We start from the raw sequence: 25,217 nt of genomic DNA on the forward strand, positions 1-25,217 counted from the left end.
GCAATTTGTCCGGCTTCGACTGCTGTCAACCAGGAATTTTGCGGCCAAATGGCACCCACGGTCCACCTGCCGTTGCCGAACGTCACCGTGACGGCCGTGAGGGACGGACCGGGCAGCCGAATCACCTCCACTCGGCCGAACGTGACCCATCACCATCGTCGCTGGTCGGGGGTGTGCGCCAACACACCCCCCTGTCGATCACGTCACACACCCTCGGGGTCGCTCCCGATGTGAAGTCAGGGTTAGCCTTGCTGCAAGATCGCTGTGTGGTGGCCGGGCGGTCGCACCGTTGAAACAAACGCACTGTTGCACTGCTGTCCCACAGGTCCCGTCCAGGCGCGTCCGCCGTTGATGCCGGAGGTCGAAACACGATCATGTCCACCCCCACCACTTACGCGACCGGCGAGCGGGCTCCCCTGCCGCGTCGCGGGTCGGTCTACCGCGGCGATGCCGGCATGTGGTCCTGGGTCGCGCACCGGATCACCGGCGTCCTGACCTTCTTCTTCCTGTTCGCTCACGTGCTGGACACCGCCCTCGTGCGAGTCTCCCCCGAGGCCTACAACCAGATCATCGAGACCTACAAGAACCCGATCGTCAACCTCATGGAGGTCGGTCTGGTCGGCGCGGTGCTCTATCACGCGCTGAACGGCATCCGGATCATGCTGGTGGACTTCTGGTCCAAGGGCCCCCGCTTCCAGCGGACGATGCTCTGGGTCATCCTCGGCATCTGGTTCGTGCTGATGATCCCCGGCGTCTACTTCATGTTGCAGCGCACCGTGAGTGACCTGTTCGGCGGTGCCTCGTGACCGCCGCCTTCGACCCTCCCGCAACTCGCGGCATCGTCGCCCCCCGCGCGCCGCGGCGCCGGGTGACCGGCCGGCGCAGCAACGTCGAGATGTACTCGTGGATGTTCATGCGGTTGTCCGGGATCGTGCTGGTGGTGCTGGTTCTCGGCCATCTGCTGATCATGAACGTGCTCGACGGCGGGGTGCACCGGATCAACTGGGGCTTCGTCGCCGGGCGCTGGGCGAGCCCGTTCTGGCAGGTCTGGGACCTGCTGATGCTGTGGCTGGCCGAGATCCACGGCGCCAACGGGCTCCGGGTGATCATCAACGACTACGCCCGCAAGGATTCCACCCGGTTCTGGCTGCAGCTCATGCTCGCTGCCTCTGTCGTGCTGATCCTCGGCGTCGGCACCCTTGTCATCTTCACCTTCGATCCCAACATGGGCTGACAGGAGCGCGACGTATGAACAGCCAGCCCGGCGCAGCCGGTCTCCCCCGTCCTGGGAAGGACTGATCATGCAGGCTCAGCCCCGCGAAGCGGGTCTCCCCCGTCCTGGGAAGGACTGATCATGCAGGCTCAGCCCCGCGAAGCGGGTCTCCCCCGTCCTGGGAAGGACTGATATGCAGTTCCACCGTTACGACGTGGTGATCGTGGGTGCCGGCGGCGCCGGCATGCGTGCCGCGATCGAGTCCGGCAAGCGTTCCAGGACCGCCGTGCTGACCAAGCTCTACCCGACCCGGTCACACACCGGCGCCGCGCAGGGCGGGATGTGCGCCGCGCTGGCCAATGTCGAGGACGACAACTGGGAGTGGCACACCTTCGACACCGTCAAGGGCGGCGACTACCTCGTCGACCAGGACGCCGCCGAGGTGATGTGCAAGGAGGCCATCGACGCGGTCCTCGACCTGGAGAAGATGGGCCTGCCGTTCAACCGGACCCCGGAGGGCCGCATCGACCAGCGCCGTTTCGGTGGCCACACCCGTAACCACGGTGAGGCCGCCGTCCGCCGTGCGTGTTACGCCGCGGACCGCACCGGACACATGATCCTGCAGACGCTGTACCAGAACTGCGTCAAGCTGGGGATCGAGTTCTACAACGAGTTCTACGTTCTTGACCTGCTGCTCACCAAGACCGACGAGGGCGAGACCTGCACCGGCGCGGTCGCCTACGAGCTCGCCACCGGTGAAATCCATGTCTTCCAGGCGAAGTCGGTGGTGCTCGCCACCGGCGGCGCCGGCAAGATCTTCAAGACCACCTCGAACGCGCACACGCTGACCGGCGACGGCCTCGGCATCGTGTTCCGCAAGGGACTGCCGCTGGAGGACATGGAGTTCTTCCAGTTCCACCCGACAGGCCTTGCCGGGCTGGGCATCCTGATCTCCGAGGCGGTCCGTGGCGAGGGTGGCATCCTGCGCAACGGTGACGGCGAGCGCTTCATGGAGCGTTACGCGCCGACCATCAAGGACCTCGCGCCACGCGACATCGTCGCCCGCTCGATGGTCCAGGAGGTCCGCGACGGTCGCGGTGCCGGCCCGAACAAGGACTACGTGCTGCTCGACGTCACCCACCTCGGCAAGGAGGTGCTGGAGACGAAACTGCCTGACATCGCGGAGTTCTCGCGTACCTACCTCGGTGTCGAGCCGCTCGAGGAACCGGTCCCGGTGTTCCCCACCTGCCATTACGTGATGGGCGGCATCCCGACCAACATCCAGGGTCAGGTCCTCGCGAACAACACCGATGTCGTGCCGGGCCTGTTCGCGGCCGGTGAGTGCGCCTGCGTGTCCGTCCACGGGTCCAACCGGCTGGGCACCAACTCCCTGCTCGACATCAACGTCTTCGGCCGGCGGGCCGGCATCGCCGCCGCCGAGTACGCCAACGGCAGCGAGTTCGCGCCGTTGCCGGACAGCCCGCAGGCCACGGTCGACGAGATGGTCAAGCGTCTGCGGGATTCCACCGGGACCGAGCGGGTCGCTGACATCAGGTCCGCCATGCAGGAGACGATGGATCTCAACGCCGCCGTCTACCGCACCGAGGCCACCCTGAAGGAAGCCCTGAACGATCTGCGACTGCTCAAGGAGCGGTACGCCCGGGTCTCCATCCAGGACAAGGGTCTGCGGTACAACACCGACCTGCTCGAGGCCGTTGAACTGGGCTTCCTGCTGGAGCTGGCCGAGGTGCTGGTCGTCGGTGCGCTGGTCCGTACCGAATCCCGCGGCGGCCACGCCCGGGAGGACTACCCGAACCGGGACGACACGAACTGGATGCGCCACACCATGGCGTACAAGCAGGGTGCGGAGCTGACCTCCGACATCCGTCTGGACTACAAGCCGGTCGTCCAGACCCGTTACCAGCCGATGGAGCGCAAGTACTGATGACGACGTTCGCGCCGGAACTCGACCGCGAGGGCGGACCGGGCGGGGCCGCAGGGCTGCCGCCGGTGCCTGACGGTGCGGTCATGCTGACCGTGCACATCCAGCGGTACAACCCCGAGGTCGACGAGCTGCCGCACACCGAGTCGTACCGGGTGCCGGCGATGCCCGGTGACCGGTTGCTCAACGTGCTCCACTACATCAAGTGGTACATCGACGGCACCCTCACCTTCCGCCGGTCGTGTGCGCACGGCGTCTGCGGTTCGGACGCGATGCGGATCAACGGCCGGAACCGGCTGTGTTGCAAGGTGCTGGTGAAGGACCTGATCGGCGACAAGAAGAACGAGGTCACGGTAGAGCCGATCAAGGGCCTGCCTCTGCTCAAGGACCTGATCGTCGACATGGAGCCGTTCTTCGACGCGTACCGCGCCGTGAAGCCGTTCCTGATCACGCACAGCCCCGAGCCGACCCGCGAGTACGTGCAGTCCCCCAAGGACCGCCAGCGCTTCGACGACACCACCAAGTGCATCCTGTGCGCGGCGTGCACGTCGTCGTGCCCGGTGTACTGGTCGGACGACGCCTATGTCGGGCCGGCGGCGATCGTCAACGCGCACAGGTTCATCTTCGACTCGCGTGACGAGGGCGGGCAGGAGCGGCTGGAGATCCTCTCCGACGCCGAGGGTGTCTGGCGCTGCCGGACCACCTTCAACTGCACCGAGGTCTGCCCCCGCGGCATCCAGGTCACCAAGGCGATCCAGGAAGTCAAGCGCGCGTTGATGTTCCGCCGCATCTGACAGCGCGATCCCGCTGTTGATCATGGCGTAACTTGCGCGATTTCGGTGTTTTCGTCGGTGTGTCGTGCCAGCTTTGCCATGATCAACAGCGGTGGGGGCGCCACGGCCTCCGAATGTTGTTGATCATGCAGCCCGGCACACGATGTCGGGCGTGTCGTCAGCGTGTCGCGTGCTGGGCCACATGATCATCGCGCCGGTCTGTCTCTGCTGGTCGGACGGGGTCCGCGGGGTGCGGGAATCAGCCGGGGTGTTCCGGTGGTTGGAACGGGTGACAATCCCGAACCGATCGAGAGGTTTCCGCATGGCCACGCAGGCTTTGACCAAGACGACATTCGAACCGACGGTGTCCGGCGACGGCATCGTGCTGGTCGACTTCTGGGCCGCCTGGTGTGGCCCGTGTCAGCGTTTCGCCCCCACCTTCGAGAAGGCCTCTGAGCAGCACCCGGACGTCGTTTTCGGCAAGGTGGACACCGAGGCTGAGCAGGAACTGGCCGGTGCCGCCGGCATTCGCTCCATCCCGACGCTGATGGCGTTCCGCGACGGCATCCTGGTCTTCTCGCAGCCCGGCGCACTCCCGCCCAGCGCCCTCGAGCAGGTCATCACCGGTGTCAAGGAGCTCGACATGGATGACGTCCGCGCCCAGGTCGCGGCAGCCCAGGCCAACGCCTGACCCCTGCTCTCCCGGTTTGAACACCGAACTGAAGAGCGCGCCATACCGTATCAGTGCCGTGACGCCCGCCGGCGGAACGCCGATGTTGGATTTGGGTTAAAGCACGCCCTCGAGCTCGAACCAGAGTGAAACTCCGAGGTGGCCCACGGTCCGTCGCGCAACGTCGTGTTGACGGGGCGCACCGAAGCCATCACGGACCGTTCGAGTCCGAAACGCTACGGTTGCCGCAATGACCGTTCTCCAGCGTTCCGCCCTCTCTCCGCGCCCCCTGGACCGCGCAGTATCACGGGCGTCGTTTGTCGTGTCCGCCCTGCTGGTCGCGGTGTTGCTCGCTGGCATCGCACCGCCCGCATCGGCGGCTGTTGAGCCGGTCGGCGGTCACGTGGGAATGGGCTCCGCGGTTGACGGTGCGCACCTTGCCGCGTCGATCCCCAACACCGATCCGTTCGTGCCGCCCAGCGAGACGGTGGTGCCGCCGTCCACCGACGACTGCGGGCAGCGCGCGAAGCCGCCGCCGCCGGTCGACACCTCTGAGGACGTCCCACCTGGTTCCCCTGCCGTCAAGCCGCTCCCCGTTCCGGAGCAGCCGGTGGGCGGCGGTCGGCTGGGCGAGTGCGGTCTGATCGTGCCGAAGGGCGCACCACCGTTGCCGTCGGATATCTCGGCGGCCGCCTGGTTGATCGCGGATCTCGACACCGGTGAGGTGCTGGCCGCAAAGGACCCGCACGGGAGATACCGGCCCGCGAGCACGCTGAAACTGCTGACCGCGCAGGTCATGCTGAAGAACTTGCGCAAGCTGGACAAGGTCGTCAAGGGCACCAGCACGGACGCCGGCCAGGACGGCACCAGGGTCGGGATCGAGGACGGCGGGAAGTACACGATCCGCCAACTGCTGACATACCTGATCATCATCTCCGGTAACGACGCCGCCAACGCACTGGCCCGGGAGAACGGCGGGTACGACGAGACCATCGCCGACATGAACGCCACGGCAAAGGCTCTCGGCGCGTTGGACACCCGCGCGGCGACGGTGTCCGGGCTTGACGGGCCGGGCCAGTCGACGTCGGCATACGACCTGGCGTTGTTCGCAAAAGCCGACATGGCCACGCCGCCGTTCCCGGAGATTGTGTCCAGCGTGGACGTCCGGGTGCCGTCGGCGAGCGGCGAGGGTTACATCGCGGCGAACGACAACCAGCTGCTCTACCAGTACAAGGGGGCGCTCGGCGGAAAGACAGGCTTCACCGACGACGCTGGGAACACCTACGTCGGGATGGCCGAGCGGGACGGCCGCCGGCTGGTCGTGACGATGCTCAACGGCACCCAGCAGCCGCGCAGGCAGTGGATGCAGGCTGCGTCGCTGCTCGACTGGGGATTCGCGCTGCCGCCCACGACGCAGCCGGTCGGCAAGCTCGTCGGGTCCTTGGCGGAGGCGACCGCGGTCTCTGCGGCGCCGACGCCGAGCACAGGTCCGCCGCCGAGCCCGTCCGCCGAGAGCACCACCGCGTCCTCAGTTGCCGCCCCCACCGACTCGACGTCGGTCAATGGCGATCCGCAGCCCGCCGCCAGTACGTCGAGCGGTGTGTCCACGGCCCTGGTGCTCGCCGGGATCGGCGTGTTGGTGGTGCTGGCCGGCCTCCTGCTGCTGCTCCGTCGCCGGCGGCTGAACAAGCGTGCGGTCCTGGCCGGGGACGCCGCCCCGGCGCCCGGAGAACCGGCTGTCGAGGATCCTGCACCGCCGGCCGGAGCACCCACTGTCGATGAGGCGCCGCCACCGCCGGCCGGGGAGGGGGCCGAGGCCGCTGCCTCACCAGGTGACGCCCCCGCACCGGGCGGTGCTTCCCCAGCCGAAGCCCCGCGCGCCGAGATTCCTCCCGCCGATGACGCCCCGCCGCCCACCGAACCGCCACCGACCGAGGCACCGGCCACCGAACCGCCACCCACCGACCCGCCCAACCGGTGACCGCGGAACGTCCAGCCGCGTAGAGCACCCCGATGTTCCGCAACAAAAGCGACCCGCCACCCATCGACCCGGACAACCGGTGACCGCGGAGCATCCAGCCGCGTAGACCACCCGGAGGTTCCGCACCAACCAGGAACACGACCCGCCCGAGAACCGGTTCACCCGAAGCCCGACTGTCACCGGCGCAGACGGGCGGCTCCCCAACCGACAGCGGCACCGACTCCGACCAGCGCCGCCGCCTTGGACGTCGACGAGTCCTTCCGGACCATGAGCGTCGCCTCCGGGACCTCGGGCAGTGGCCCGTCATCAATCTCGGGACCGCCGTCGGCGGTCGCGATCCACGCGGCCACGAAGAGCACCAGCTGCGCCACGAGGTTGAAGAAGAACAGCAGCGCGATGACGGGTCCGAAGATGGCCGCCGTCCGGGACGTCGTCGCGACGCCGGGGAGCAGGACGATCAGCGCGTACTTGAGGATCTCGAACCCAACGGCGGCCAGGATCGAGCCGCGCAGCCTTGCCTTCAACGGGGACCGCAGCTGCTTGCCGGGCAGCACGGTGTAGACCCACATGAAGATCAGCACATCGGCGGCCATCGCGATCAGGATGGTGATCACGGTGACGACCGGCCCCAGCCATGGCTGGTCACTCAGACCCACCCAATCGAGGATCTGGGTGGCGAACTGGGCCCCGAAGGTGCTCAGCCCCAACGACACCACGATCGCCACGCCCAGCCCGGCGAGCGAGCCAAGGTCCTTGACCGTGGCCACCACGATGTTGTCGGTGTTGGCCTTCTGGTCGTCGAACGCCGGACGCCAGATCGCGGTGGTCGCCTTGCGCAGGTTCCCCATCCAGCCGATTCCGGAATACAGCGCGATCAGCAGACCGACGATGCCGACGCCGAGCGGATTGGCGACAACGCTGTCGATCAGCGCGGTGATCGGCTCGGCCAGATCTGCCGGCAGCAGCTCGGCCACCTGGTTCTCGAGCTCGGTCAGCAGTTCCTGGTTGTTGGCCAGCACGATGCCGCCGATGGCGAATCCGACCATCAGGATGGGCACCAGGGACAGGAACGAGAAGTAGGTCATCGCCCCGGCGAACTGACTGCCCAGCCGCTCGCCGTACCGTTCGATCGCCCTGATGAGGTGCTTGACGCTCTTGTGCGCGGCGATCCGCTTGCCGCGCAGGATCACTTGCCCGACGAATGACGGGTCGGGCGGAACCGGGGGCGGCGGCGTCCCGTTACGCGCGGCGGTGCTGGTCGAACCGTTCGTCGCGGCCATCGGGCCTCCTGTGTCGAAACTGCACGAGCCTGTCCCGGTGATTCGTCGGCACTGCCACTTCCGGTTGGTGCGGGGCGAAGCTCGTGCGGCTCAACCGCGCAGCAGACCAACCCGGTCGTACACGGCGGCGACCGTGGCGTCGGCGACCTCCCTGGCCCGCACTGCCCCCGTCGCCAGTATCCGGTCCAACTCCGGTTCATCGTCGAGGTACCCGGCGACCTGCTGTTGAAGCGGCGTCACGAACCCGGCGAAGACGTCGGCCAGGTCACGCTTCAGATCGCCGTAACCCTTTCCCTCGTACTCCTTCTCGAGCGTCGCGATCGAGGTGCCGGTGAAGACCGACAGCAGCGAGAGCAGATTGGAGACACCGGGCTTGGCGGCCTCGTCATAACGGATTTCGCGGTCGGTGTCCGTCACCGCGGACTTGATCTTCTTCACCGAGGCGTTGACGGGGGCCAGCAGATCGAGGGAGCCGCCCGGCGAGGACTTGCTCATCTTGGCCGTCGGCTCGGTGAGGTCGTAGATCTTCGCCGTCTGCTTGAGGATGTACGGCTCCGGGACCGTCAGAGTGGCACCGAATCTCGCGTTGAACCGCTGCGCGAGATTGCGGGTCAGCTCGAGGTGCTGACGCTGGTCCTCGCCGACCGGGACGGCGTCCGCCTGGTAGGCCAGGATGTCCGCGGCCTGCAGGATCGGGTAGGTGAACAGGCCAACGCTGGACCGCTCGGCGCCGCCCTTCTGCGACTTGTCCTTGAACTGCGTCATCCGGCCGGCCTCGCCGAACCCCGTCATGCACTCCATCACCCACGACAGCTGGGTGTGCGCGGGCACGTGCGACTGCACGAACAGGGTCGAGCGTTCCGGGTCGATACCGAGCGCCAGCAGCTGCGCAGCGGCGATCCGGGTCCGCCCGCGCAGCACCCCCGGGTCCTGTTCGACGGTGATCGCGTGCAGATCGACGATGGAGTAGAACGTCTCGTGCGTCGCCTGCAGGTCCACCCATTGCCGCAGGGCGCCGAGGTAGTTGCCGACGTGGAAGGAATCGGCGGTCGGCTGAATCCCGGAGAGCACCCTGGCCCGGGCGGGCTGCGAAGATTCCGTTGGCGAACTCATGACGGCGATCTTGCCATCCGGCCGGGCCCCCTCCGGGCCACGGGAGCCCGCCCACCTCCTCGAGCGCGGGGGGACGCCCGTCAGGCCATGTCGTCCAGCGGCCGCAACTCGTCGGCGTACGACACCGATCGGCGGCGCAGCTGGCCACCCGCGCCCAGCGTGTACTGCCCCATCCGCCACAGCGGCGGCGAATAGGCGTGCACCGAGACGCTGCCGGGGTCGCGACCGGTCAGTCGGTGGATGTGGTCGGGCCCGAAGCTGAACGCCGACCCGGCCTCGATCCCGGTCTCCAGACTGGGCGTGCCGATCGCCAGGTTGTGCTCGGTGAGCCCGCCGCGCAGCACCGCGACGGCACCGGAGGAGATGTCGTGATCGTGCCACCCGGTGTCGTTCTGCGGCGTCCAGCAAAGCAGCCAGACGTCGACGTGGGTGTCCCGGTGCAGGCTCACGTAGTGCCGCTTGTCGTCGCTGAACGCGATGTGCTCCTCGAGCAGCTGCGGATTCGAGGCGACCGATGACGCCAGCGCCAGCAGCTCCTGCTGATCGAGGTCGCGGCCGGGCAGGTTGTCCAGCGACAGCTCCGGCCGGCTATCGGCGGCAACGTCGAGGTCGACGGCGGCCCGGGCCGGGACCGACTCGTCGGCAACCCTGCCGGCGATCGCGGCCGCCTCGGCCTGCCCTGCGTTGGTGGCAGGCGCCGGGTCATCGGCCCGGATCGGCGCGGCACCGGGTGCGGGTGCGGGTGCGGGTGCGGGTGGGGGTGGGGACAGCGTCTCTGCGGTGATGGTCATGAGGAGGTTCCTTCCAAGAAGGCAAGCGGATTGGTGTGGCGGATCGCGGTCGACGCGGCCGCACCGAGGTCGATGTCCAGCGGTTCGGCGTAGGGCCGGTCGCTGCCGAGGACGAGCAGGTCGATACCGAGCACCCGGATCAGGCTGTCGATGCCCTGCCTCCCGTACGAGGAGGTGTCGACGTAGGTGCTCCGGTCGACCACCAGCGGTCGACCGGAGCGGGCCAGGAAGCGCTCGTGGTGCACCGGGGCAAGGCCGGCACCTGCGGCGAAGCAGATCCGCAGCTGCGGGAACAGTGCGCGACCCGCTACGTACCAGGACCACCAGGCGGTCAGCAGCTGCCCGGGGTAGTCGACCAGCGCCGGCCACCACGGCGGGCGCTGATCGGCAGCGCCTGCGGGCGTGACGGGAGTGGCCGGCACCGGACCGGGGTGGACGAACACCGGCCGGTTCGCCGCGGCGACCACGGCGAACACCTCGGCGAGGTCCTCGACGGCACGCGGCGCGGCCAGCCAGGTCGCGGGTATCTGCAGCCCGACGAACCCGCCGGCGAGCCGCCCGGCCAGATCCTCGAGATCGGGATCCTGCCGGCCGACCGCCGCCCACGCCTCGAACGACGGCCAGAGCGCCGCCGCGCCGTCGTGCCAGGCGGCCAGCAACGGCAGCGCCTCGGTGCCGGGCAGGTCCTCGATACCCAATGGGCTGGAGAGCCCGAGCACGATGCGCCCCTCGTCGAGTGCCCGACGACCCGCCGGATCATGATCCACCGGCTCCACCCGGTACGGCGGTTCGCCGTCCAGCAACAGGTCCCAGCCGTCGAGCCGGGGCGCGCGGGAACGCGACCGGAGCACGTCGATCAGCTGCGGTGGCCAGAGGTGCTGGTGGATGTCGATCGCCGGGGACGGCGTCATGAGGATCCGTTCGGGCAGGCTCACCGGAATCGGTGGCCGTGTCGGGCACGTGGTGGGCGCGAACGCTCGCGCGGACGAACCCGGCCTGCTTCCCGGGCGCCCGCGATCAGCGGTTCAGCTGCAACACAACGCGCTCGCCACCCGCTGCAGGTCGACATGCCTGCGCCGGTGGTTGAGCCGCACGCGACGCCGAGCAGCCGCCAATGTGGCGGTGGTCTCGGCGGTCGTCATTCCAGGAAACCTAGGGACTCCCCGCGGGGCTGTCAACGACACGCGCACGACCCCGCGTCCACCCCGTCATCGAGTCGCCGAAAACGGGCCCTTCCGGGCATCTGAACGGCCCGGAAGTGGCGACTCGATTCGGCCGTGTCCGTGCACGGGTCAGCCGAGCCGGGTAGCCAGGTTCTCGTCGAGCGCCTTGAGGAAGTCCTGGGTGGTCAGCCACTCCTGGTCGGGACCGACCAACGCGGCCAGGTCCTTGGTCATCTTGCCGGTCTCGACGGTTTTGATGACGACGTCCTCCAGCGCCTCGGCAAAGCCGATCACCTCGGGCGTCGAGTCCAGCTTGCCGCGGTGCTTGAGCCCGCCGGTCCACGCGTAGATCGACGCGATCGGATTCGTCGACGTCGGCTTGCCGGCCTGATGCTGGCGGTAGTGCCTGGTCACCGTTCCGTGCGCGGCCTCGGCCTCGACGACGCTGCCGTCGGGGGTGGACAGCACCGATGTCATCAGCCCGAGGGAACCGAAACCCTGTGCGACGGTGTCGGATTGGACGTCGCCGTCGTAGTTCTTGCACGCCCAGACGTAGCCGCCCTCCCACTTCAGGGCGGAGGCGACCATGTCGTCGATGAGCCGGTGCTCGTACGTCAGCCCCGCCGCCTTGTACTGATCGGCGAACTCGGTGTCGTAGACCTCCTGGAAGATGTCCTTGAACCGGCCGTCGTAGGTCTTGAGGATGGTGTTCTTCGTCGAGAGGTAGACCGGGTAGTTGCGCGCCAGCCCGTAGTTGAGCGACGCCTTCGCGAAGTCCCGGATCGAATCGTCGAGGTTGTACATGGCGAGCGCGACACCGTCGCCCGGCGCGTCGTAGACCAGCGCCTCGATCGGTGCCGATCCGTCCTCCGGGATGAAGGTCATCATCAGCTTGCCCTTGCCGGGGAAGCGGAAATCGGTGGCGCGGTACTGGTCTCCGAATGCATGGCGGCCGACGATGATCGGCTTCGTCCAGCCCGGTACCAGTCGCGGGATGTTGGAGATGATGATCGGCTCGCGGAAGATCACGCCGCCGAGGATGTTGCGGATCGTGCCGTTCGGCGACCGCCACATCTTCTTGAGGCCGAATTCCTCGACCCGGGCCTCGTCGGGGGTGATCGTCGCGCACTTGACCCCGACCCCGTGCTTCTGGATCGCGTGGGCGGCGTCGATGGTGATCTGGTCGTTGCTGTCGTCGCGGCTCTCGATGCCGAGGTCGTAGTACTCGAGGTTGACGTCCAGGTACGGCAGGATCAGCTTGTCCTTGATGAACTGCCAGATGATGCGCGTCATCTCGTCGCCGTCGAGTTCGACGACCGTGCCCGTCACCTTGATCTTCGACATGCGCTGCCGTCTCCCTTTCGAATGCTCTCCCGTACCGCCCAAAGCTCTTTATCACTGAGCCGCACGGGTTACCGGTGGTGCAGGAACCCCGGGCAGACCGTACCGTCAGTCGTCGAACGTGGGACGCATCGGGTCGCGGCCTGATGTGTGGGGATCCGCACGGCGCATCAGGGGGACGGGTCATGGGGCCTTCGCGAACCAACGGCAGCAGGGGGCTCTCCGGCGATCGAAAGACCGCCTGGGAGGGTTTCCTGCACTGTCAGGCGAAACTGACCCAGCAACTGGCACGCGAGCTGGACGACGCGGGTGAGATACCTCTCAGCACCTACGACATCCTCGTGCAACTGGCCGAGAGTGGCGGCCGTTTGCGACTGCGCGACCTGGTCGATCGGGTGGTGCTCTCTCAACCCGGTCTGTCCCGCAAGGTCGCCAGACTCGAGGAGGAGGGCCTGCTCGACCGGCTCCCCGACCCACGCGACGGGCGCGGTGTGCTGGTGAAGATCAGCAGATCCGGCCGGGCCGCCCTGCGCAGCGCCTCGGTGGTGCACATGTCCGGGATCGAGCGGCTCTTCTCGTCGCAGATCGACGACGCGGAGGCCGCGACGCTGGCCCGGGTCTTCAGCCGATTGTTGGCCGACGGCCAGGAGCGTGACGACGCCGAGCACGTCGGTGCCGGCGTGCAGGCAGCGGCGGCCACCTCGGCGCGGACGGCGCGCGGGCGGAGCGGTAGATCAGGCGGATCGGCGAACCGCGGCTCCGCGGCCGACGCCATCCCGCGGCAGACCGCCAAGGACAGCACACCGCGGCGCCGCGCGCGATCGTGAGCCCGGCCGGGCCGAAGGTTCAGGTCGGCCGAAGGTTCAGGTGATCCCGATGGTGAGCGCGATCATGAACAGCCCGATGACGTAGTAGAACGTCACATCGAAGCCCCGGCCGCGGACCGCCAGTACGCCGATCGTCCGCTCACTGAGCACCACCCGCAGCGTGCCGGCGAGCAGCATCGCCAGGCCCAGTCCGAACGTCCCGCGCCGCCAATAGGCGAACGCGATCAGCACCAGTGCGGCGACCACGATGAGCATCACCAGGGTGATCGGCACGGCGCGCAGGACCCGCGGGTTGACCGTCACCGCTCGACCCGCATTCGCATCATCGGGCGGCGCCGGCCTCCGCGGCCGCGACCACGTTGGACAGCAACATGGCGCGCGTCATCGGACCGACACCACCCGGGTTGGGTGCGACGAAACCCGCCACCCCGGCAACGTCCGGATCGACATCTCCGACGATCCGGCCGTCCACCCGGCTGACGCCGACGTCGAGCACGGCCGCCCCGGGCTTGACCATCCCGGGCGTGATCAGCCCGGGCACCCCCGCAGCGGCGACGACGATGTCTCCCTGCGCGACGAAATCCCGGAGGTTACGGGTTCCGGTGTGGCACAACGTCACGGTCGCGTTCTCGGTGCGCCTGGTGAGCAGCAGTCCGAGCGGCCTGCCGACCGTCAGGCCGCGACCGACCACCACGGCATGCGCCCCGTTGATCGGGACGCCGTACCTGCGCAGGAGTTCGACGATGCCCAGCGGCGTGCAGGGCAGCGGCGCGGGCCGGCCGAGGACGAGCGCGCCGAGGTTCAGCGGGTGCAGCCCGTCGACGTCCTTGACGGGGTCGACCCGGCTCAGGATCGAGTACTCGTCGAGGCCCGTCGGCTGCTGGACGAGGAAGGCGGTGCAGGTCGGGTCGGCGTTCAGCTCGTCCACAACCGCCTCGACCTCGGACTGGCCGGTGCCGGCCGGGAGCTCCCGTTGGATGCTGGCGATGCCCAGCTCCGCGCAATCCCGGTGCTTGGCCGCGACGTACCAGCGGCTCGCCGGATCGTCGCCGACCAGGACGGTGCCGAGCCCGGGGACGATCCCCCGCTCGGCCAGCGCCTGCACCCTGGACCGGAGTTCGGACTTGATCACCGCGAGCGTCGCTCGGCCGTCCAGCAGGGTCGCGGTCACGAGAGGTCATGATGCCATCCCGGCGTGGCCCGACCGTTCCGACCGCGACGAGTCGCCCGCCGAACCGCGCTGCCGGTGCCGCCGCTTGCCGAATCGGGATGAACCCGACGATCCCGCCCGAAGCCCGCGGCGGTCGGCGAACGCCGCTTACCGTGGATGGATGTCTGCTCCCTCGGAACTGCTCGCGCCCGCCCGATCCGCCGCTGCGGCCGAGGGCGGCGATCCACCGGACCTGATGTCGGCCGACCTCTTCGGGTACGAGGCGATGCTGACCCCGGACGAGTGGCAGGTGGTGCAGCGCACCCGCGACTTCCTCACCACGCACGTCGCGCCCGTCGCCCAGGACTGTTGGGCGCGGGCGGAGTTCCCGTTCCAGATCATCGAGCCGCTGGCCGAGGTCGGCATCATCGGGCGGGCGTACGGGCTGGACGGGTCGACGCCGCACAGCCAGCTGCTGACCGGTTTCGTCGGGCTGGAGATCTCCAGGGTCGACCCGTCGATCGCCACCTTCGTCGGGGTACACAGCGGGCTCGCGATGGGCACCATCGCGCTCTGCGCCTCCGAGGAGCAACAGCGACGCTGGTTGCCCGCGATGCAGCGGATGGAGCTGATCGGGGCGTTCGGGCTGACCGAACCCGACGGGGGCTCGGACGTGGCCGGCGGGATGCGGACGACGGCGAAACGCACCGGCGATCACTGGGTGCTGAACGGCGCGAAGCGGTGGATCGGCAACGCGACGTTCGCCGACCTGACGATCATCTGGGCAAGGGACGTCGACGACGACCAGGTCAAGGGATTCGTCGTGGAAAAGGACTCCCCCGGTTTCGCCGCGACCAAGATCGAGAACAAGGCGTCGCTGCGCACCGTCCAGAACGCGGACATCATGCTGACCGACTGCAGGGTCAGCGAGGACAACCGACTGCAGAACGCGAACTCGTTCAAGGACACCGCCCGCGTTCTGCGGACCACTCGCGGCGGGGTGACCTGGTCCGCGGTCGGCTGCCAGATCGGCGCCTACGACGCCGCGGTCCAGTACGCCAAGGAGCGCGTGCAGTTCGGAAAGCCGATCGGGCACTTCCAGCTGATCCAGGATCTGCTGGCGAAGATGCTGGGCAACATCACCGCGTCGCTCGGGATGGCCGTGCGGGTCTCCCAGCTGCAGCAGGACGGCATCTTCCGCGACGAGCAGGCGGCGCTCGCCAAGTGGTACTCGACGACGCGGCTGCGCGAGACCGCGGCCTGGGCGCGAGAAATCCTGGGCGGCAACGGGATCCTGCTCGACCGCGACGCCGTCCGGTTCTTCGCCGACGCCGAGGCGCTGTACTCCTACGAGGGCACCGCGCAGATCAACGCGCTGATCGTCGGCCGGTCGATCACCGGCAAGTCGGCGTTCGTCTGAGCTCCGGATTCCCTGGCTCACGCCATTCGCCTGACAGTGGTTCAGGTGGCGGCGGTGTCAGGTCGCGGCGGTGTTCAGGTCGCGGCGGTGTTCAGGTCGCAGCGGTGTTCAGGTCGCAGCGGTGTTCAGGTCGCAGCGGTGTTCACGTGACCGCGGTGTTCAGGTGACGGCGGTGTGCGTGACTGTCGCGCGCAGTGCTGCAGCGAGCACGGTGGACGCCCAGGTCCGAGCACTGGTCGGCGTCACACCGAGCCGTTCCCAGGTCGGCTCGGCGCGCGGTGTCATCAGCGGGTTCGGACCCTCCGGCATCGAGGCGTAGACGCTCCCGACGGCGTCCGCCGCTCCACCCATGAAGGGCCGCAACAGGTCTGCGTACTGTGCCGGTGACACCCTCTGGAACGCAAGGTCCCGCCCCAGTCCCAGGGCGAGTTCGCGGGCCAGGTCGTCGAACGTCAGCCGCTGTGGGCCGGCGAGGACCAACAATTCGCCGGCGATGTCCGAACTCAGCGCGGCAACCGCCGCGGTTCCCAGATCCGCGGCAGCGATCCACGCGACGGTGTCACCCGAGGGACGTGGATACGGCAGCTCGCCGCGGCTGATCGGATCCAGAGCCCATGGCGCCGCGTGGTTCTCGAGGTACGCCGTCGGACTCAGCGCCACCGCGCCGGTTTCCAGCACGGCCGCCGCCATGGCCCGGGCACCGAACGGGTCAGGAACGCCCGGCGGCGGTACCGGCGAACCGAGGTTGACCGAGACCGGCAGGCCGGCCTCCCGCAGTGCGCCGATCGAGGCGATCACCGCCTCGACGGTTGCGGGACCACCGAGGCCCAATGGGACGTGCAGGGCTGCCGCTTCGACGCCGGACACCGGGTCCCCGCCGCGGACAAGATCGTCGACAGCCGTGCGGACCGTGTCGGGTTCGAGCAGATTAGCGACGACGGTGGCGACACCCTCGGATCGCCACCGGCGGGCCCGGTCCGGGTTGGTCGTGGCCCGCACCGCGGTGCCGCCGACCGCTGCAACGGCGGGTACGAGACCGGCTCCCTGCGCGCCGGTGGTGCCGAAGGTGAGGATGTTCTTTCCGTCGAGGTGCATGGTGTTCTCCCTGGTTATGATCAGTAACCAGGTCATCGTCAGTAACCAGTGAAGCGCCCGCAAGGAGGCTCTTTCATGGCACCAGGTCACAGCGAGGGAACCTTGCAGGTCCAGCGGCTGAGCGGCTGCCCGATCCAGGACGTCATCGCGCGGATCGGCGACAAGTGGTCGGTGATGATCGTCGTCCAACTCCAGCAGGGCCCTCTGCGGTTCTCGGCCCTGCTCAGGTCCACCACCGGGATCTCCCGCCGCATGCTGACCCGGACCCTGCGACTGCTGGAGCGCGACGGCCTGGTGGAGCGCACGGTTTTTCCGACGAAACCGCCCTCGGTCGAGTACTCACTTACCGATCTGGGTCACGGTCTCGTCGGCCCGCTGGACGCGGTCTCGCACTGGGCGCTCGCGCACCGGCTGGACGTCCAGCAGGCGCGGGAGCGTTTCGATCGGGCCGAGGCGACCGCGGGCTGAGCGGAAGGGAGACCGCGTGCCCGCTCGGCCCCTTGCTGCAGGGGTCGCGCTGGCCGCACACGTCGGGCGAGGTGATGTTGGCCGTGCGGCCGCGATCAGATCCAGTGCCACGTGAGCAGGGTCTGGGCGCCTCCGCAGCGCCAGAAACCCTGCTGACGTGGCACTCGACCGGCGGGGCCCCAGCCGTGCGGCTCGCCGCGCGCCGGCGAACGGCTCAGGCCACGGATGTCTCGCCCTCCGCCTGCAGCACCAGCCCGTGCGCCGCTGCGAACAGCACAGCCTGATCCACATCGACCACCGCACCGGTCAGCTTCGCGCCCACCCACAGCGCGGGATCGATCCGCGCGCCGCGCAGGTCGGCACCGGTGAGGTCGAGCCGGTCGGCCCGCACGCCGGTCAGGTCCGCACCACGCAGCGAGCAGCCGGACATCATCGCGCCGGTCAGGTTGGCCTCCCGCATTCGCAGCCCCGACAGGTCGACGCCGACCAGCTTCGCGCCGGCCAGCGACACCAGCGTCAGGTCGCAGTCCCGGATGGTCAGCGGAACCGTCCGGCAGTCGGTGAAGGTCGATCCGGTCAGCCGGCACCCGGTCAGCGTCGCACCGTGCAGGGCGACCCGTTCGAACGTGCAGGACACGAAGGAGCTGGACTGGTGCGTGCTGCCGTACATCTCGGTGCCGATGAACCGGCAGCGCTCGAACGTCACCCGGCGGGTCCGCGCATCGGCCAGCGAGGCGTCCGTGAAGTCGCAGTCCACGAAGGAGATGCCCTCCAGGGACTCCCCGATCAGGTCGACGTCACCGAAATCCTCGTCCGTGTAGGACGTCTGGGTCAGCTGGATCGGCACGTGCGGGACTCCGTCATTGCAGGATCGGCCATTGGGGTGGTCCTTCAGGCGGCGGCCAGGACGTTCGACCGGCGCGCTCAGTGGAAGAAGTGGCGGGTGCCGGTGACGTACATGCTGACCCCGGCGGCGTCGGCTGCGGCGATGACCTCCGGATCACGCACGGACCCGCCGGGCTGCACGATGGCCCGGACACCGGCGTCGATCAGGATCTGCGCCCCGTCGGCGAACGGGAAGAAGGCGTCCGACGCACCGACCGATCCCGCGGCCCGGTCCCCCGCGCGTTCGACGGCGAGCCGCGCGGAGTCGACCCGGTTGACCTGCCCCATTCCGACGCCCACGCTGGCAGCGTCCTTCGCGAGCAGGATCGCGTTCGACTTCACTGCCCGGCAGGCACGCCAGGCGAAGTCGAGGTCGTCCATCGTCGAGGCGTCCACAGCGGGTCCGGCCACCAGCGTCCAGCTCGCGGGGTCGTCCCCCGGCGCGTCGATGCGGTCGCGGGTCTGCACCAGCACGCCGCCGGAGATCGCCCTGAACTCTACCGGGTCCGGCGCCGAGTCGGTCGGCATCAACAGCAGCCGGATGTTCTTCTTGCGGGTCAGGACGGTCAGTGCTTCGTCCGAGAAGCCGGGCGCGGCAAGCACTTCGGTGAAGATGTCGGCAACCTGCTCGGCCATCTCCACGGTGACCGGCCGGTTCACCGCGATGACGCCGCCGAACGCCGAGACCGGGTCGCCGGCGTGCGCACGGCGATGCGCGAGCGCAACCGCGTCGTCCGCGCCGCCGGGCACGGTGGCGATCCCACACGGGTTGGCATGCTTGATGATGGCGACCGTCGGGCCGGCGAAGTCGTTCGCGGCGCGCCAGGCGGCGTCGGTGTCGACGTAGTTGTTGTAGCTCATCTCTTTGCCGTGCAGCTGCTGCGCCGACGCCAGCCCCGGACGCCAGTGCCGGTAGAGAGCCGCGGCCTGATGCGGGTTCTCCCCGTACCGCAGGCCAGCCACCTTCTCCCAGGTGGCGCCGGTCCAGGCCGGCCAATCGTCGTCCGAGCCGACCTCGGCGTTCAGGTAGGAGGCGACCGCGACGTCGTAGGCCGCGGTGTGCGAGAACGCGGCGGCGGCCAGCGCCGTCCGCTCGCGCAGGCTGAAACCGCCTGCCTGCAGGGCTTTTTCGACATCGGGATAGCTGGCCGGATCGACCACCACGGCGACCGAGGGGTGGTTCTTCGCGGCCGCCCGCACCATTGCCGGGCCGCCGATGTCGATCTGCTCGACGCTGTCGTCGAAACCCGCTCCACTCGCGACGGTCTCCCGGAACGGGTACAGGTTGACCACGACCAGCTCGAACGCCTCGATGCCCAGCTCGGCGATCTGCGCCAGGTGGGACGGCAGCCGGGTGTCGGCGAGCAGGCCGCCGTGGATCGACGGGTGCAGCGTTTTCACCCTCCCGTCGAGGCACTCGGGAAACCCGGTGACCTCCTCGACCGGCGTCACCGGGATGCCCGCGTCCTGGATCGCCCTGGCCGACCCGCCGGTGGAGACCAGCGCGACACCGGCCGCATGCAGGGTGCTCGCCAGCTCGATCAGCCCGGTCTTGTCGGACACCGACAGCAGCGCCCTCCGGATGGGCCGCCGACCGTCCGCCTCCGCCGTCGTGATGGGACCGTCCTGTGCCGTCATCCGATGCTCACCTTTCGTCCGGTCACCGTGTAGGGCTTGCTGGTCAGGGCGGTGACGACCTCCGGAAGCAGCGAGCGCTCGGCAATCTTGATCCGCTCGTGCAGGGCGGTCGCGTCGTCGTCGTCGTGCACGGGGACGGCGCGTTGCGCGACGATCGGGCCGGCGTCGACGCCGCCGTCGACCAGGAACACCGTGCAGCCGGTGAGTTTGACGCCGTGCGCGAGCGCGTCGGCCGGCGCGTTCATCCCGGGGAACGCCGGCAGCAGCGACGGGTGCGCGTTGATCACCCGGTCCGGGAACGCGTTCAGGAAGACCGGCCCGACGAGCTTCATGAACCCGGCCAGGACCACCAGATCCGCGTTGAAGGACGCAGTCAGCACCGCGAGCCCGCGATTCCACGCCTCCCGGTCCGGGTGGTCGGCGAGCCGGCACACGAACGACGGCACACCCGCCGCCTCCGCGCGGTCCAGGGCAGCACAGCGCGACCGGTCAGAACCCACCGCCGCGACCCGGTACGGCTTCGGTTCGGGGTCGTCCAGCACGGCCTGCAGCAGTGTCCCGGACCCGGAGGCGAGAACCACGATGTTCTTGACGTCCGCGGTCCCCGAGGCGGCGGCCGGCGTGGCCGGATCGTCGTCCACGTCTCACCCGTCTCTGCTCGGCGGTCGGTCGAAGGTGGCGCCATCGGATTCTGCGGCGCGGACCGGTCGCTGTGGGCAGAACCGGGCGGGCCCAGGGTAGTCGCCGGTGCCGCATGGCCCGACGGTGGCCTCACACCGGTGCGGACTGTCGGACCCCCCTGGGATGCTCTGCCGGTGGCGCCGTTGACACCCGATGGGGAGACAGGAAACTCGTGGACGTGGGATCCGTCGCTGTACGCCGGCAGCGCCGGGCACTACCCGGTGGGCCGTGTCGCCTACCCCGGCCGGGTGGCCGACGAGCTCGTCGGGGCGCGGCTGCTGGACGGCTCGGGAGTGCTGCTGGATGTCGGCTGCGGACCGGGTTCGTTGACGCTGCTGCTGGCGCCGCACGTCGCGGAGGCCATCGGCGTCGACGCGGACCCGGACATGCTGACCGAAGCGGCACGGCTGGCCGCAGTGCAACAGATCGGGAACGTGACCTGGCGTCATCTGCGGGGCGAGGACCTCCCGGCCGATCTCCCCCCGCCCAAGTTGGTGACCTTCGCGCAGTCCTTCCATTGGATGGACCGGCCCAAAGTCGCGGCGACTGTGCGCAGGCTGCTCGCGCCCGATGGTGCCGCCGTGCATCTGGGTGGAACGACGCACGAGGGCATGGCCACCGACGACGTACTGCCTCATCCGCAGCCGCCACGTCAGGCGATCTCCGCGGTGATTCAGAGTTTTCTCGGGGCCGACAGACGTGCGGGGCAGGGCGTTCTCGCGGCCGGGACACCCGGGGACGAGGACGAGGTCTTCCGGGCCGCAGGGTTCCGGGGACCCCAGCGCCTCGAAATACCGGGAGGGGTGGTCGAGCGCTCAGTGGAAGAGATCGTGGCCTCGGTGTACTCGTTGTCGAGCTCCGCGCCCCATCTGTTCGGTGAGCGCCTGGACGCGTTCGACAGCACACTGAGGCAGCTCCTCGCCGGTACCGGTGACGACGGTCGGTTCAGCGAGCAGATGGGTCCGATCGGGCTGAGTATCTGGCGCTGACAGGTTCTTCGGCACCACCCGCGGCGATCGACCGGACGACACCTCGAGGGCGGGCGGGTGTTGGGCGCCAATCGGGGAAACCAATCGGTAGCGTCCGACGGCCGTCCGATGATCGACTGCCACCGCCCTGTGAGGAGTGACCTGTGAGTGAGCTTCCGGGAGGACCGGCCGGCGGTCCGGCGTCGGGCCCGCGCGCATCACAGCCGGCGACGTCACCCTCACCGCCCCGGCACGGCAGGCACCGCGACCACACCCGCCGCAACCGCGCGCTCGTTGCGGTCGGGGTGGCGGTGGCGGTCGTTGCTGCCGGTGTCGTCGTGTGGTGGGTGCGGGCCGCAGGCAGTGACGACCCGGCGCTGACGTCCGCGGCGGGTGGCGCCTCGGCAGCCTCCTCTTCCGCGACTCCCTCTGCATCGTCGGCCTCTTCGGCGGTGACAGGAGCTGCGGGCTCTGCTGGTTCTTCGGTTCCGACGGGTTCGTCGGGCTCGGCGTCGGGTCAGCCCGGGGCACCGGCGGGCAACCAGGGGCCGTGCGTCCTGCCGGACGGCGAGCTGACCGTCGCGGCCGCTCCGGAGATCGCCGATGTCGTCACCGCTCTCACCCGCTCGGGCGGGGCCGGCTGCAAGGTCACCGTCGACTTGGTGGATCCGGCGGCAGTGATTGCCGCCAAGGCGGCGGGCGCCGACGTGTGGATCCCGGATTCGTCGATGTGGCTGGACCGGGCGACGGCGGCGGGCATTCAGGTATCGCCCACCCATCCCGTCGTCGCGACGAGCCCGGTGGTCCTTGCCTTGTCGAGCACAGCGGCAGCGCAACTGACCGCCGCCGACGGCACACCGGAGACGGTCCGCATCCTGGAATCGAGGCGGACCGCGACGCCGATCCGGGTCGGCCTTCCCGACCCTCAACGATCCGCGGCGTCGGTGGGCGCGATCCTCGCAGCGCGGGCCGCCGTCGCCGGTACACCCGACGCCAGAGCGGCACTGACCTGGGCGGTCAGATCAAGTCCCCCGCAACTGCCCGTCGACGGCGGCGAGCTGCTCGATCGGCTCAGCGCCGATCCGGGCACCGCGGTTCCGGTCAGCGAGCAGGAGGTCGTCAAGCACAACCAGGCGCACCCGGGGGCGTCGGTGCAGGCCGTCTATCAGGTCGCCGGCGGAGTCGCTCTCGACTATCCGGTCGTCGTGCTGGCTAGCGGGGACGCGGAAGCGGCGGCGGCCGCGCTGGTCGGCGTCCTCACCGATGAACCGGCGTCCACGGCGTTCCTGGATGCCGGCTTCCGCTCCCCTGACGGGCGTCCAGGGGACGCGCTGCGCTCCGTCGACGGGATCGATCCCGGCGTCCGGGTGACGTCGGCGCTGCCGGGCGGTGCTGCCGTCGACGACGCCATCCGCACCGCCCAACTGACCAACGAACCGTCCCGCATGCTGGCGGTGATGGACATCTCCGGGTCGATGGAATCCCAGGTGCCCGGGGCGGACGGTGCCAGTCGGATGGACCTGGCGAAGGCGGCGGCCACCCGTGGTCTGGGGCTGTACGGCGCGGACAGCGACATCGGCCTGTGGGTGTTCTCCCGGAAGCTCGACGGGGCCAGTGATCATCGCGAGCTCATCCCGGTCAGCACACTCGGCGATGACGGTTCCGGCAGCACCGGCGCGGAGCGGCTGGCCCAGGCACTCGGTGGCATCCAGGCCGTCCCGGCAGGCGGGACCGGGCTGTACGACACCGTTCTCGACGCGGTGCGGGCCATGCGCGCCGGCTGGGATCCGTCGAAGGTGAACGCGGTGCTGGTGCTCTCCGACGGGGTGAACGACGACGAGGGCAGCATCTCGCTCGACCAGCTGCTCGGCACGCTGGCTGCGGAGCAGGACCGGGCCCGGCCGGTGACGGTGATCTCGATCGCCTTCGGGCCGGAGAGCGATGTCGAGGCGCTGAGCAAGATCAGTGCGGCGACCGGCGGGGTCGCCTACCAGTCACGGGACCCCAACCAGATCGGCGAGATCTTCCTGGATGCGGTCGGTCAGCGGCTCTGCCGCCCGGGCTGCTGACGCCAGGGTCGGTGCCGTTCCGGCCCCGTCAGCGTTGCTGTTCGGCGGGGTCGGTGTGCTGCTCGCGGACGGGGTGCTCCGCGGTGTCGGCGGTGTGGTCGGGGACGTCGGCTGTGTGGTCGGCGACGGCAACCTCGGCTCGCGGCTCGTCCACGGCCTCCGGCTCTGCCTCAGCAATGCCTGTCTGATCAAGGACTGTTACGTCAGGCGCTGCGTCGTCATGCCGAGTGTCGTCCAGCCCGGTGTCGTCGAGCCCGGTGTCGTCGAGCCCGGTGTCGTCGAGTCCGGTGTCGTCGAGTTCGGCGTCGGCGAGCCCGGTGTCGTCGAGTCCGGTGTCGTCGAGCCCGGTGTCGTCGAGTTCGGCGTCGGCGAGCCCGGTGTCGACGGGTGTCGAGTCCTGGACATCGTTCGCGGCGGTGCCTTCGGGGTCGCCGCGGTCGGCGTCCTGATCACCGTCGGGTGATGAACCGGGATCAGACTCCGCCATGTCGTCGAGGGTTTCGTCGTCGGCGAGGTCGCCCTGGTCGTCATCGGCGTCGGCAAGCACCGCGATGGGACGGTCCGGGCGCCACGGCACCGAACGGCCACCGGTCAACGAGGCCACGGCCACCGCCACGACGCCCACCTCGACCGCGACCACCGCGCCCACCAGCAGCGGCGGCGCGCCGATCGTCGACCAACGACCGTCCCCGATCCTGCCCCGGGCGACCGCCGTCAGGGCGGCCAGCACGACGCCCGCCAGCACGGCACCCGACCCCGCCGCTACGACCCGTTCCGAGCGGGTGGCCAGTCCGCGGATCGCCGGCCGGGCCATCAGGTAGCCGGCCAGCACCGGCACAGCCAGGAACGCCAGGCCGACCACGGACCGGCCCGCATGATCGGGCGCCGCCGCGAACAGCGGGAGCGCCGGAAGATCGACCGTCGATGAGGCGAACGGGCTGTACGTGCCTGGCCCGATCTCGAAACCGACCCCGGTGACGTAGCCCGTCGCGGCGATGACGGCGTTGGGGACGTAGGCGACACCGAGCAGGGCCAGACCGAGACCGTCCATCCATGACGGGGCGGCAAGGGCGCTGACCGCCACGGCGGAGCCGAAATGCGCGACCAGCGCGGCGGTCAGCGCCAGACCACCCCCGCCAATCAGGACGCCAACACCGATTCCGGCGCTCCGCGCGGCCACCTTGACCCAGCGCACGACGGTCGATGACCACCACCCGTGCCACGCGGACCCACGGGCCAGCATGCCGCCCGACGTCGCGACGAGCGCGAGAACGGTTGCGGTCCACACCCGCCCGGCGGGAACGACGCCCTCCGGCCCCAGCCCGCGGGTGAGCGTGGCGACCAGCAGCCCGTACACCCCGGCGGTGACGAGCACGGCCAGCGCCTCGTGCTGACGGCCGATCGGGAGGAAGCGGCCTCGCCGAGCGGTGGTCGCCAGCAGTGCCGCCAGGGCGAGAGTGAACAGCAGCGGAGGGATGGTCAGCACCGTGCTGCCGATGGTCACCGGGATCAGGTTGGCCGCGGCGAATCCGGCCACCCCGGCCCGCAGCGCAGAACCGGCATCAGCGCCCGACGCCGGGGTCAACGCCCAGATCAGGACGGATAAACCAGCGGCGAAGGTCACTCCGGACAGCGCCACCGCGGCGCCGCGCACCGCGGCTGCACCGGCCACCCAGCCGATCGAACTGCCCGCCACCTCCGGCTGGACGGCGGTCGGGCGCTCGGGAGCCAACTGGCGGATCACCCCGC

24 protein-coding genes are annotated in these 25,217 nt (G+C 69.4%); 11 read left to right on the forward strand and 13 right to left on the reverse strand.

What is annotated here, in order from left to right; genetic code table 11:
• Positions 1 to 374 precede the first annotated feature (374 nt).
• The 6 genes from sdhC to ACVBEQ_RS14515 all read left to right on the forward strand — a co-directional run bounded on the left by sdhC (position 375) and on the right by ACVBEQ_RS14515 (position 6,579).
• Positions 375 to 806 (forward strand): succinate dehydrogenase, cytochrome b556 subunit, encoded by a 432-nt coding sequence (sdhC, locus tag ACVBEQ_RS14490; RefSeq protein WP_447154013.1) that lies wholly within the window; start codon positions 375 to 377, stop codon positions 804 to 806.
• The gene (locus tag ACVBEQ_RS14495; protein WP_447154014.1) at positions 803 to 1,234 is read left to right on the forward strand and encodes a succinate dehydrogenase/fumarate reductase transmembrane subunit; all 432 of its coding nucleotides are present in this window, start codon (positions 803 to 805) and stop codon (positions 1,232 to 1,234) included. Before sdhC ends, ACVBEQ_RS14495 begins: the two co-directional genes overlap by 4 nt.
• Positions 1,235 to 1,406: 172 nt before the next feature.
• On the forward strand, positions 1,407 to 3,158 hold the full coding sequence (sdhA, locus tag ACVBEQ_RS14500; RefSeq protein ID WP_447154015.1) for a succinate dehydrogenase flavoprotein subunit: 1,752 nt from the start codon (positions 1,407 to 1,409) through the stop codon (positions 3,156 to 3,158).
• Positions 3,158 to 3,949 carry a succinate dehydrogenase iron-sulfur subunit gene (locus tag ACVBEQ_RS14505; RefSeq protein WP_447154016.1) on the forward strand — a complete coding sequence of 264 codons (792 nt, stop codon included), beginning with the start codon at positions 3,158 to 3,160 and terminating at the stop codon, positions 3,947 to 3,949. Before sdhA ends, ACVBEQ_RS14505 begins: the two co-directional genes overlap by 1 nt.
• A gap of 301 nt (positions 3,950 to 4,250) precedes the next feature.
• Positions 4,251 to 4,619, forward strand: a complete 369-nt coding sequence (trxA, locus tag ACVBEQ_RS14510) for a thioredoxin (RefSeq protein WP_447154017.1) — start codon at positions 4,251 to 4,253, stop codon at positions 4,617 to 4,619.
• Positions 4,620 to 4,848: 229 nt separating this feature from the next.
• Positions 4,849 to 6,579: a D-alanyl-D-alanine carboxypeptidase family protein gene (locus tag ACVBEQ_RS14515; protein ID WP_447154018.1), complete on the forward strand. Its 1,731-nt coding sequence runs from the start codon at positions 4,849 to 4,851 to the stop codon at positions 6,577 to 6,579.
• A 176-nt stretch (positions 6,580 to 6,755) separates the two neighbouring features.
• Here the strand turns inward: ACVBEQ_RS14515 and yhjD are convergent, their stop codons facing one another.
• From yhjD to ACVBEQ_RS14545, 6 genes are all read right to left on the reverse strand, one after another.
• Positions 6,756 to 7,859, reverse strand: coding sequence for an inner membrane protein YhjD (yhjD, locus tag ACVBEQ_RS14520; protein ID WP_447154019.1), 1,104 nt, complete (start codon positions 7,857 to 7,859; stop codon positions 6,756 to 6,758).
• A gap of 90 nt (positions 7,860 to 7,949) precedes the next feature.
• Positions 7,950 to 8,972 (reverse strand): tryptophan--tRNA ligase, encoded by a 1,023-nt coding sequence (gene trpS / locus ACVBEQ_RS14525; RefSeq protein WP_447154020.1) that lies wholly within the window; start codon positions 8,970 to 8,972, stop codon positions 7,950 to 7,952.
• An 80-nt stretch (positions 8,973 to 9,052) separates the two neighbouring features.
• Complete coding sequence (locus ACVBEQ_RS14530; protein ID WP_447154085.1) at positions 9,053 to 9,550, reverse strand: cysteine dioxygenase; 498 nt, start codon at positions 9,548 to 9,550, stop codon at positions 9,053 to 9,055.
• Between the two features lie 209 nt (positions 9,551 to 9,759).
• Complete coding sequence (locus ACVBEQ_RS14535; RefSeq protein ID WP_447154021.1) at positions 9,760 to 10,674, reverse strand: amidohydrolase family protein; 915 nt, start codon at positions 10,672 to 10,674, stop codon at positions 9,760 to 9,762.
• A 114-nt stretch (positions 10,675 to 10,788) separates the two neighbouring features.
• On the reverse strand, positions 10,789 to 10,905 hold the full coding sequence (locus ACVBEQ_RS14540) for a putative leader peptide (protein WP_447154022.1): 117 nt from the start codon (positions 10,903 to 10,905) through the stop codon (positions 10,789 to 10,791).
• Between the two features lie 150 nt (positions 10,906 to 11,055).
• The gene (locus ACVBEQ_RS14545; protein WP_447154023.1) at positions 11,056 to 12,270 is read right to left on the reverse strand and encodes an NADP-dependent isocitrate dehydrogenase; all 1,215 of its coding nucleotides are present in this window, start codon (positions 12,268 to 12,270) and stop codon (positions 11,056 to 11,058) included.
• A 182-nt stretch (positions 12,271 to 12,452) separates the two neighbouring features.
• On the opposite strand from ACVBEQ_RS14545, the gene ACVBEQ_RS14550 reads away from it, so the two are divergent.
• A complete protein-coding gene (locus tag ACVBEQ_RS14550) occupies positions 12,453 to 13,094 on the forward strand; it encodes a MarR family winged helix-turn-helix transcriptional regulator (RefSeq protein WP_447154024.1) in 642 nt (213 codons plus the stop codon).
• A 36-nt stretch (positions 13,095 to 13,130) separates the two neighbouring features.
• On the opposite strand, the gene ACVBEQ_RS14555 is transcribed toward ACVBEQ_RS14550, so the two are convergent.
• Complete coding sequence (locus tag ACVBEQ_RS14555; protein ID WP_447154025.1) at positions 13,131 to 13,397, reverse strand: DUF3017 domain-containing protein; 267 nt, start codon at positions 13,395 to 13,397, stop codon at positions 13,131 to 13,133.
• 19 nt (positions 13,398 to 13,416) lie between these two features.
• Positions 13,417 to 14,265 carry a bifunctional methylenetetrahydrofolate dehydrogenase/methenyltetrahydrofolate cyclohydrolase gene (locus tag ACVBEQ_RS14560; protein WP_447154026.1) on the reverse strand — a complete coding sequence of 283 codons (849 nt, stop codon included), beginning with the start codon at positions 14,263 to 14,265 and terminating at the stop codon, positions 13,417 to 13,419.
• Positions 14,266 to 14,500: 235 nt separating this feature from the next.
• Between ACVBEQ_RS14560 and ACVBEQ_RS14565 the strand changes: the two genes are divergently transcribed.
• The gene (locus tag ACVBEQ_RS14565) at positions 14,501 to 15,664 is read left to right on the forward strand and encodes an acyl-CoA dehydrogenase family protein (protein WP_447154086.1); all 1,164 of its coding nucleotides are present in this window, start codon (positions 14,501 to 14,503) and stop codon (positions 15,662 to 15,664) included.
• 159 nt (positions 15,665 to 15,823) lie between these two features.
• Here the strand turns inward: ACVBEQ_RS14565 and ACVBEQ_RS14570 are convergent, their stop codons facing one another.
• A complete protein-coding gene (locus ACVBEQ_RS14570; RefSeq protein WP_447154027.1) occupies positions 15,824 to 16,759 on the reverse strand; it encodes an SDR family oxidoreductase in 936 nt (311 codons plus the stop codon).
• A gap of 75 nt (positions 16,760 to 16,834) precedes the next feature.
• Here ACVBEQ_RS14570 and ACVBEQ_RS14575 point away from each other — a divergent pair, with 75 nt between their 5' ends.
• Positions 16,835 to 17,227, forward strand: a complete 393-nt coding sequence (locus ACVBEQ_RS14575; protein ID WP_447154028.1) for a winged helix-turn-helix transcriptional regulator — start codon at positions 16,835 to 16,837, stop codon at positions 17,225 to 17,227.
• 214 nt (positions 17,228 to 17,441) lie between these two features.
• On the opposite strand, the gene ACVBEQ_RS14580 is transcribed toward ACVBEQ_RS14575, so the two are convergent.
• The 3 genes from ACVBEQ_RS14580 to purN form a co-directional block, all read right to left on the reverse strand.
• Entirely contained in the window at positions 17,442 to 18,074 is a 633-nt protein-coding gene (locus ACVBEQ_RS14580) for a pentapeptide repeat-containing protein (RefSeq protein ID WP_447154029.1), read from the reverse strand.
• Between the two features lie 77 nt (positions 18,075 to 18,151).
• On the reverse strand, positions 18,152 to 19,750 hold the full coding sequence (gene purH / locus ACVBEQ_RS14585) for a bifunctional phosphoribosylaminoimidazolecarboxamide formyltransferase/IMP cyclohydrolase (RefSeq protein ID WP_447154030.1): 1,599 nt from the start codon (positions 19,748 to 19,750) through the stop codon (positions 18,152 to 18,154).
• Positions 19,747 to 20,391 (reverse strand): phosphoribosylglycinamide formyltransferase, encoded by a 645-nt coding sequence (purN, locus tag ACVBEQ_RS14590; RefSeq protein WP_447154031.1) that lies wholly within the window; start codon positions 20,389 to 20,391, stop codon positions 19,747 to 19,749. Before purN ends, purH begins: the two co-directional genes overlap by 4 nt.
• Positions 20,392 to 20,565: 174 nt before the next feature.
• On the opposite strand from purN, the gene ACVBEQ_RS14595 reads away from it, so the two are divergent.
• Positions 20,566 to 21,420 carry a class I SAM-dependent methyltransferase gene (locus ACVBEQ_RS14595; RefSeq protein WP_447154032.1) on the forward strand — a complete coding sequence of 285 codons (855 nt, stop codon included), beginning with the start codon at positions 20,566 to 20,568 and terminating at the stop codon, positions 21,418 to 21,420.
• A gap of 143 nt (positions 21,421 to 21,563) precedes the next feature.
• On the forward strand, positions 21,564 to 23,468 hold the full coding sequence (locus tag ACVBEQ_RS14600) for a substrate-binding domain-containing protein (RefSeq protein WP_447154033.1): 1,905 nt from the start codon (positions 21,564 to 21,566) through the stop codon (positions 23,466 to 23,468).
• Positions 23,469 to 23,496: 28 nt separating this feature from the next.
• On the opposite strand, the gene ACVBEQ_RS14605 is transcribed toward ACVBEQ_RS14600, so the two are convergent.
• Positions 23,497 to 25,212 carry a cell division protein PerM gene (locus tag ACVBEQ_RS14605; protein WP_447154034.1) on the reverse strand — a complete coding sequence of 572 codons (1,716 nt, stop codon included), beginning with the start codon at positions 25,210 to 25,212 and terminating at the stop codon, positions 23,497 to 23,499.
• Positions 25,213 to 25,217 lie beyond the last annotated feature (5 nt).

This window comes from Nakamurella sp. GG22 (assembly GCF_052976845.2).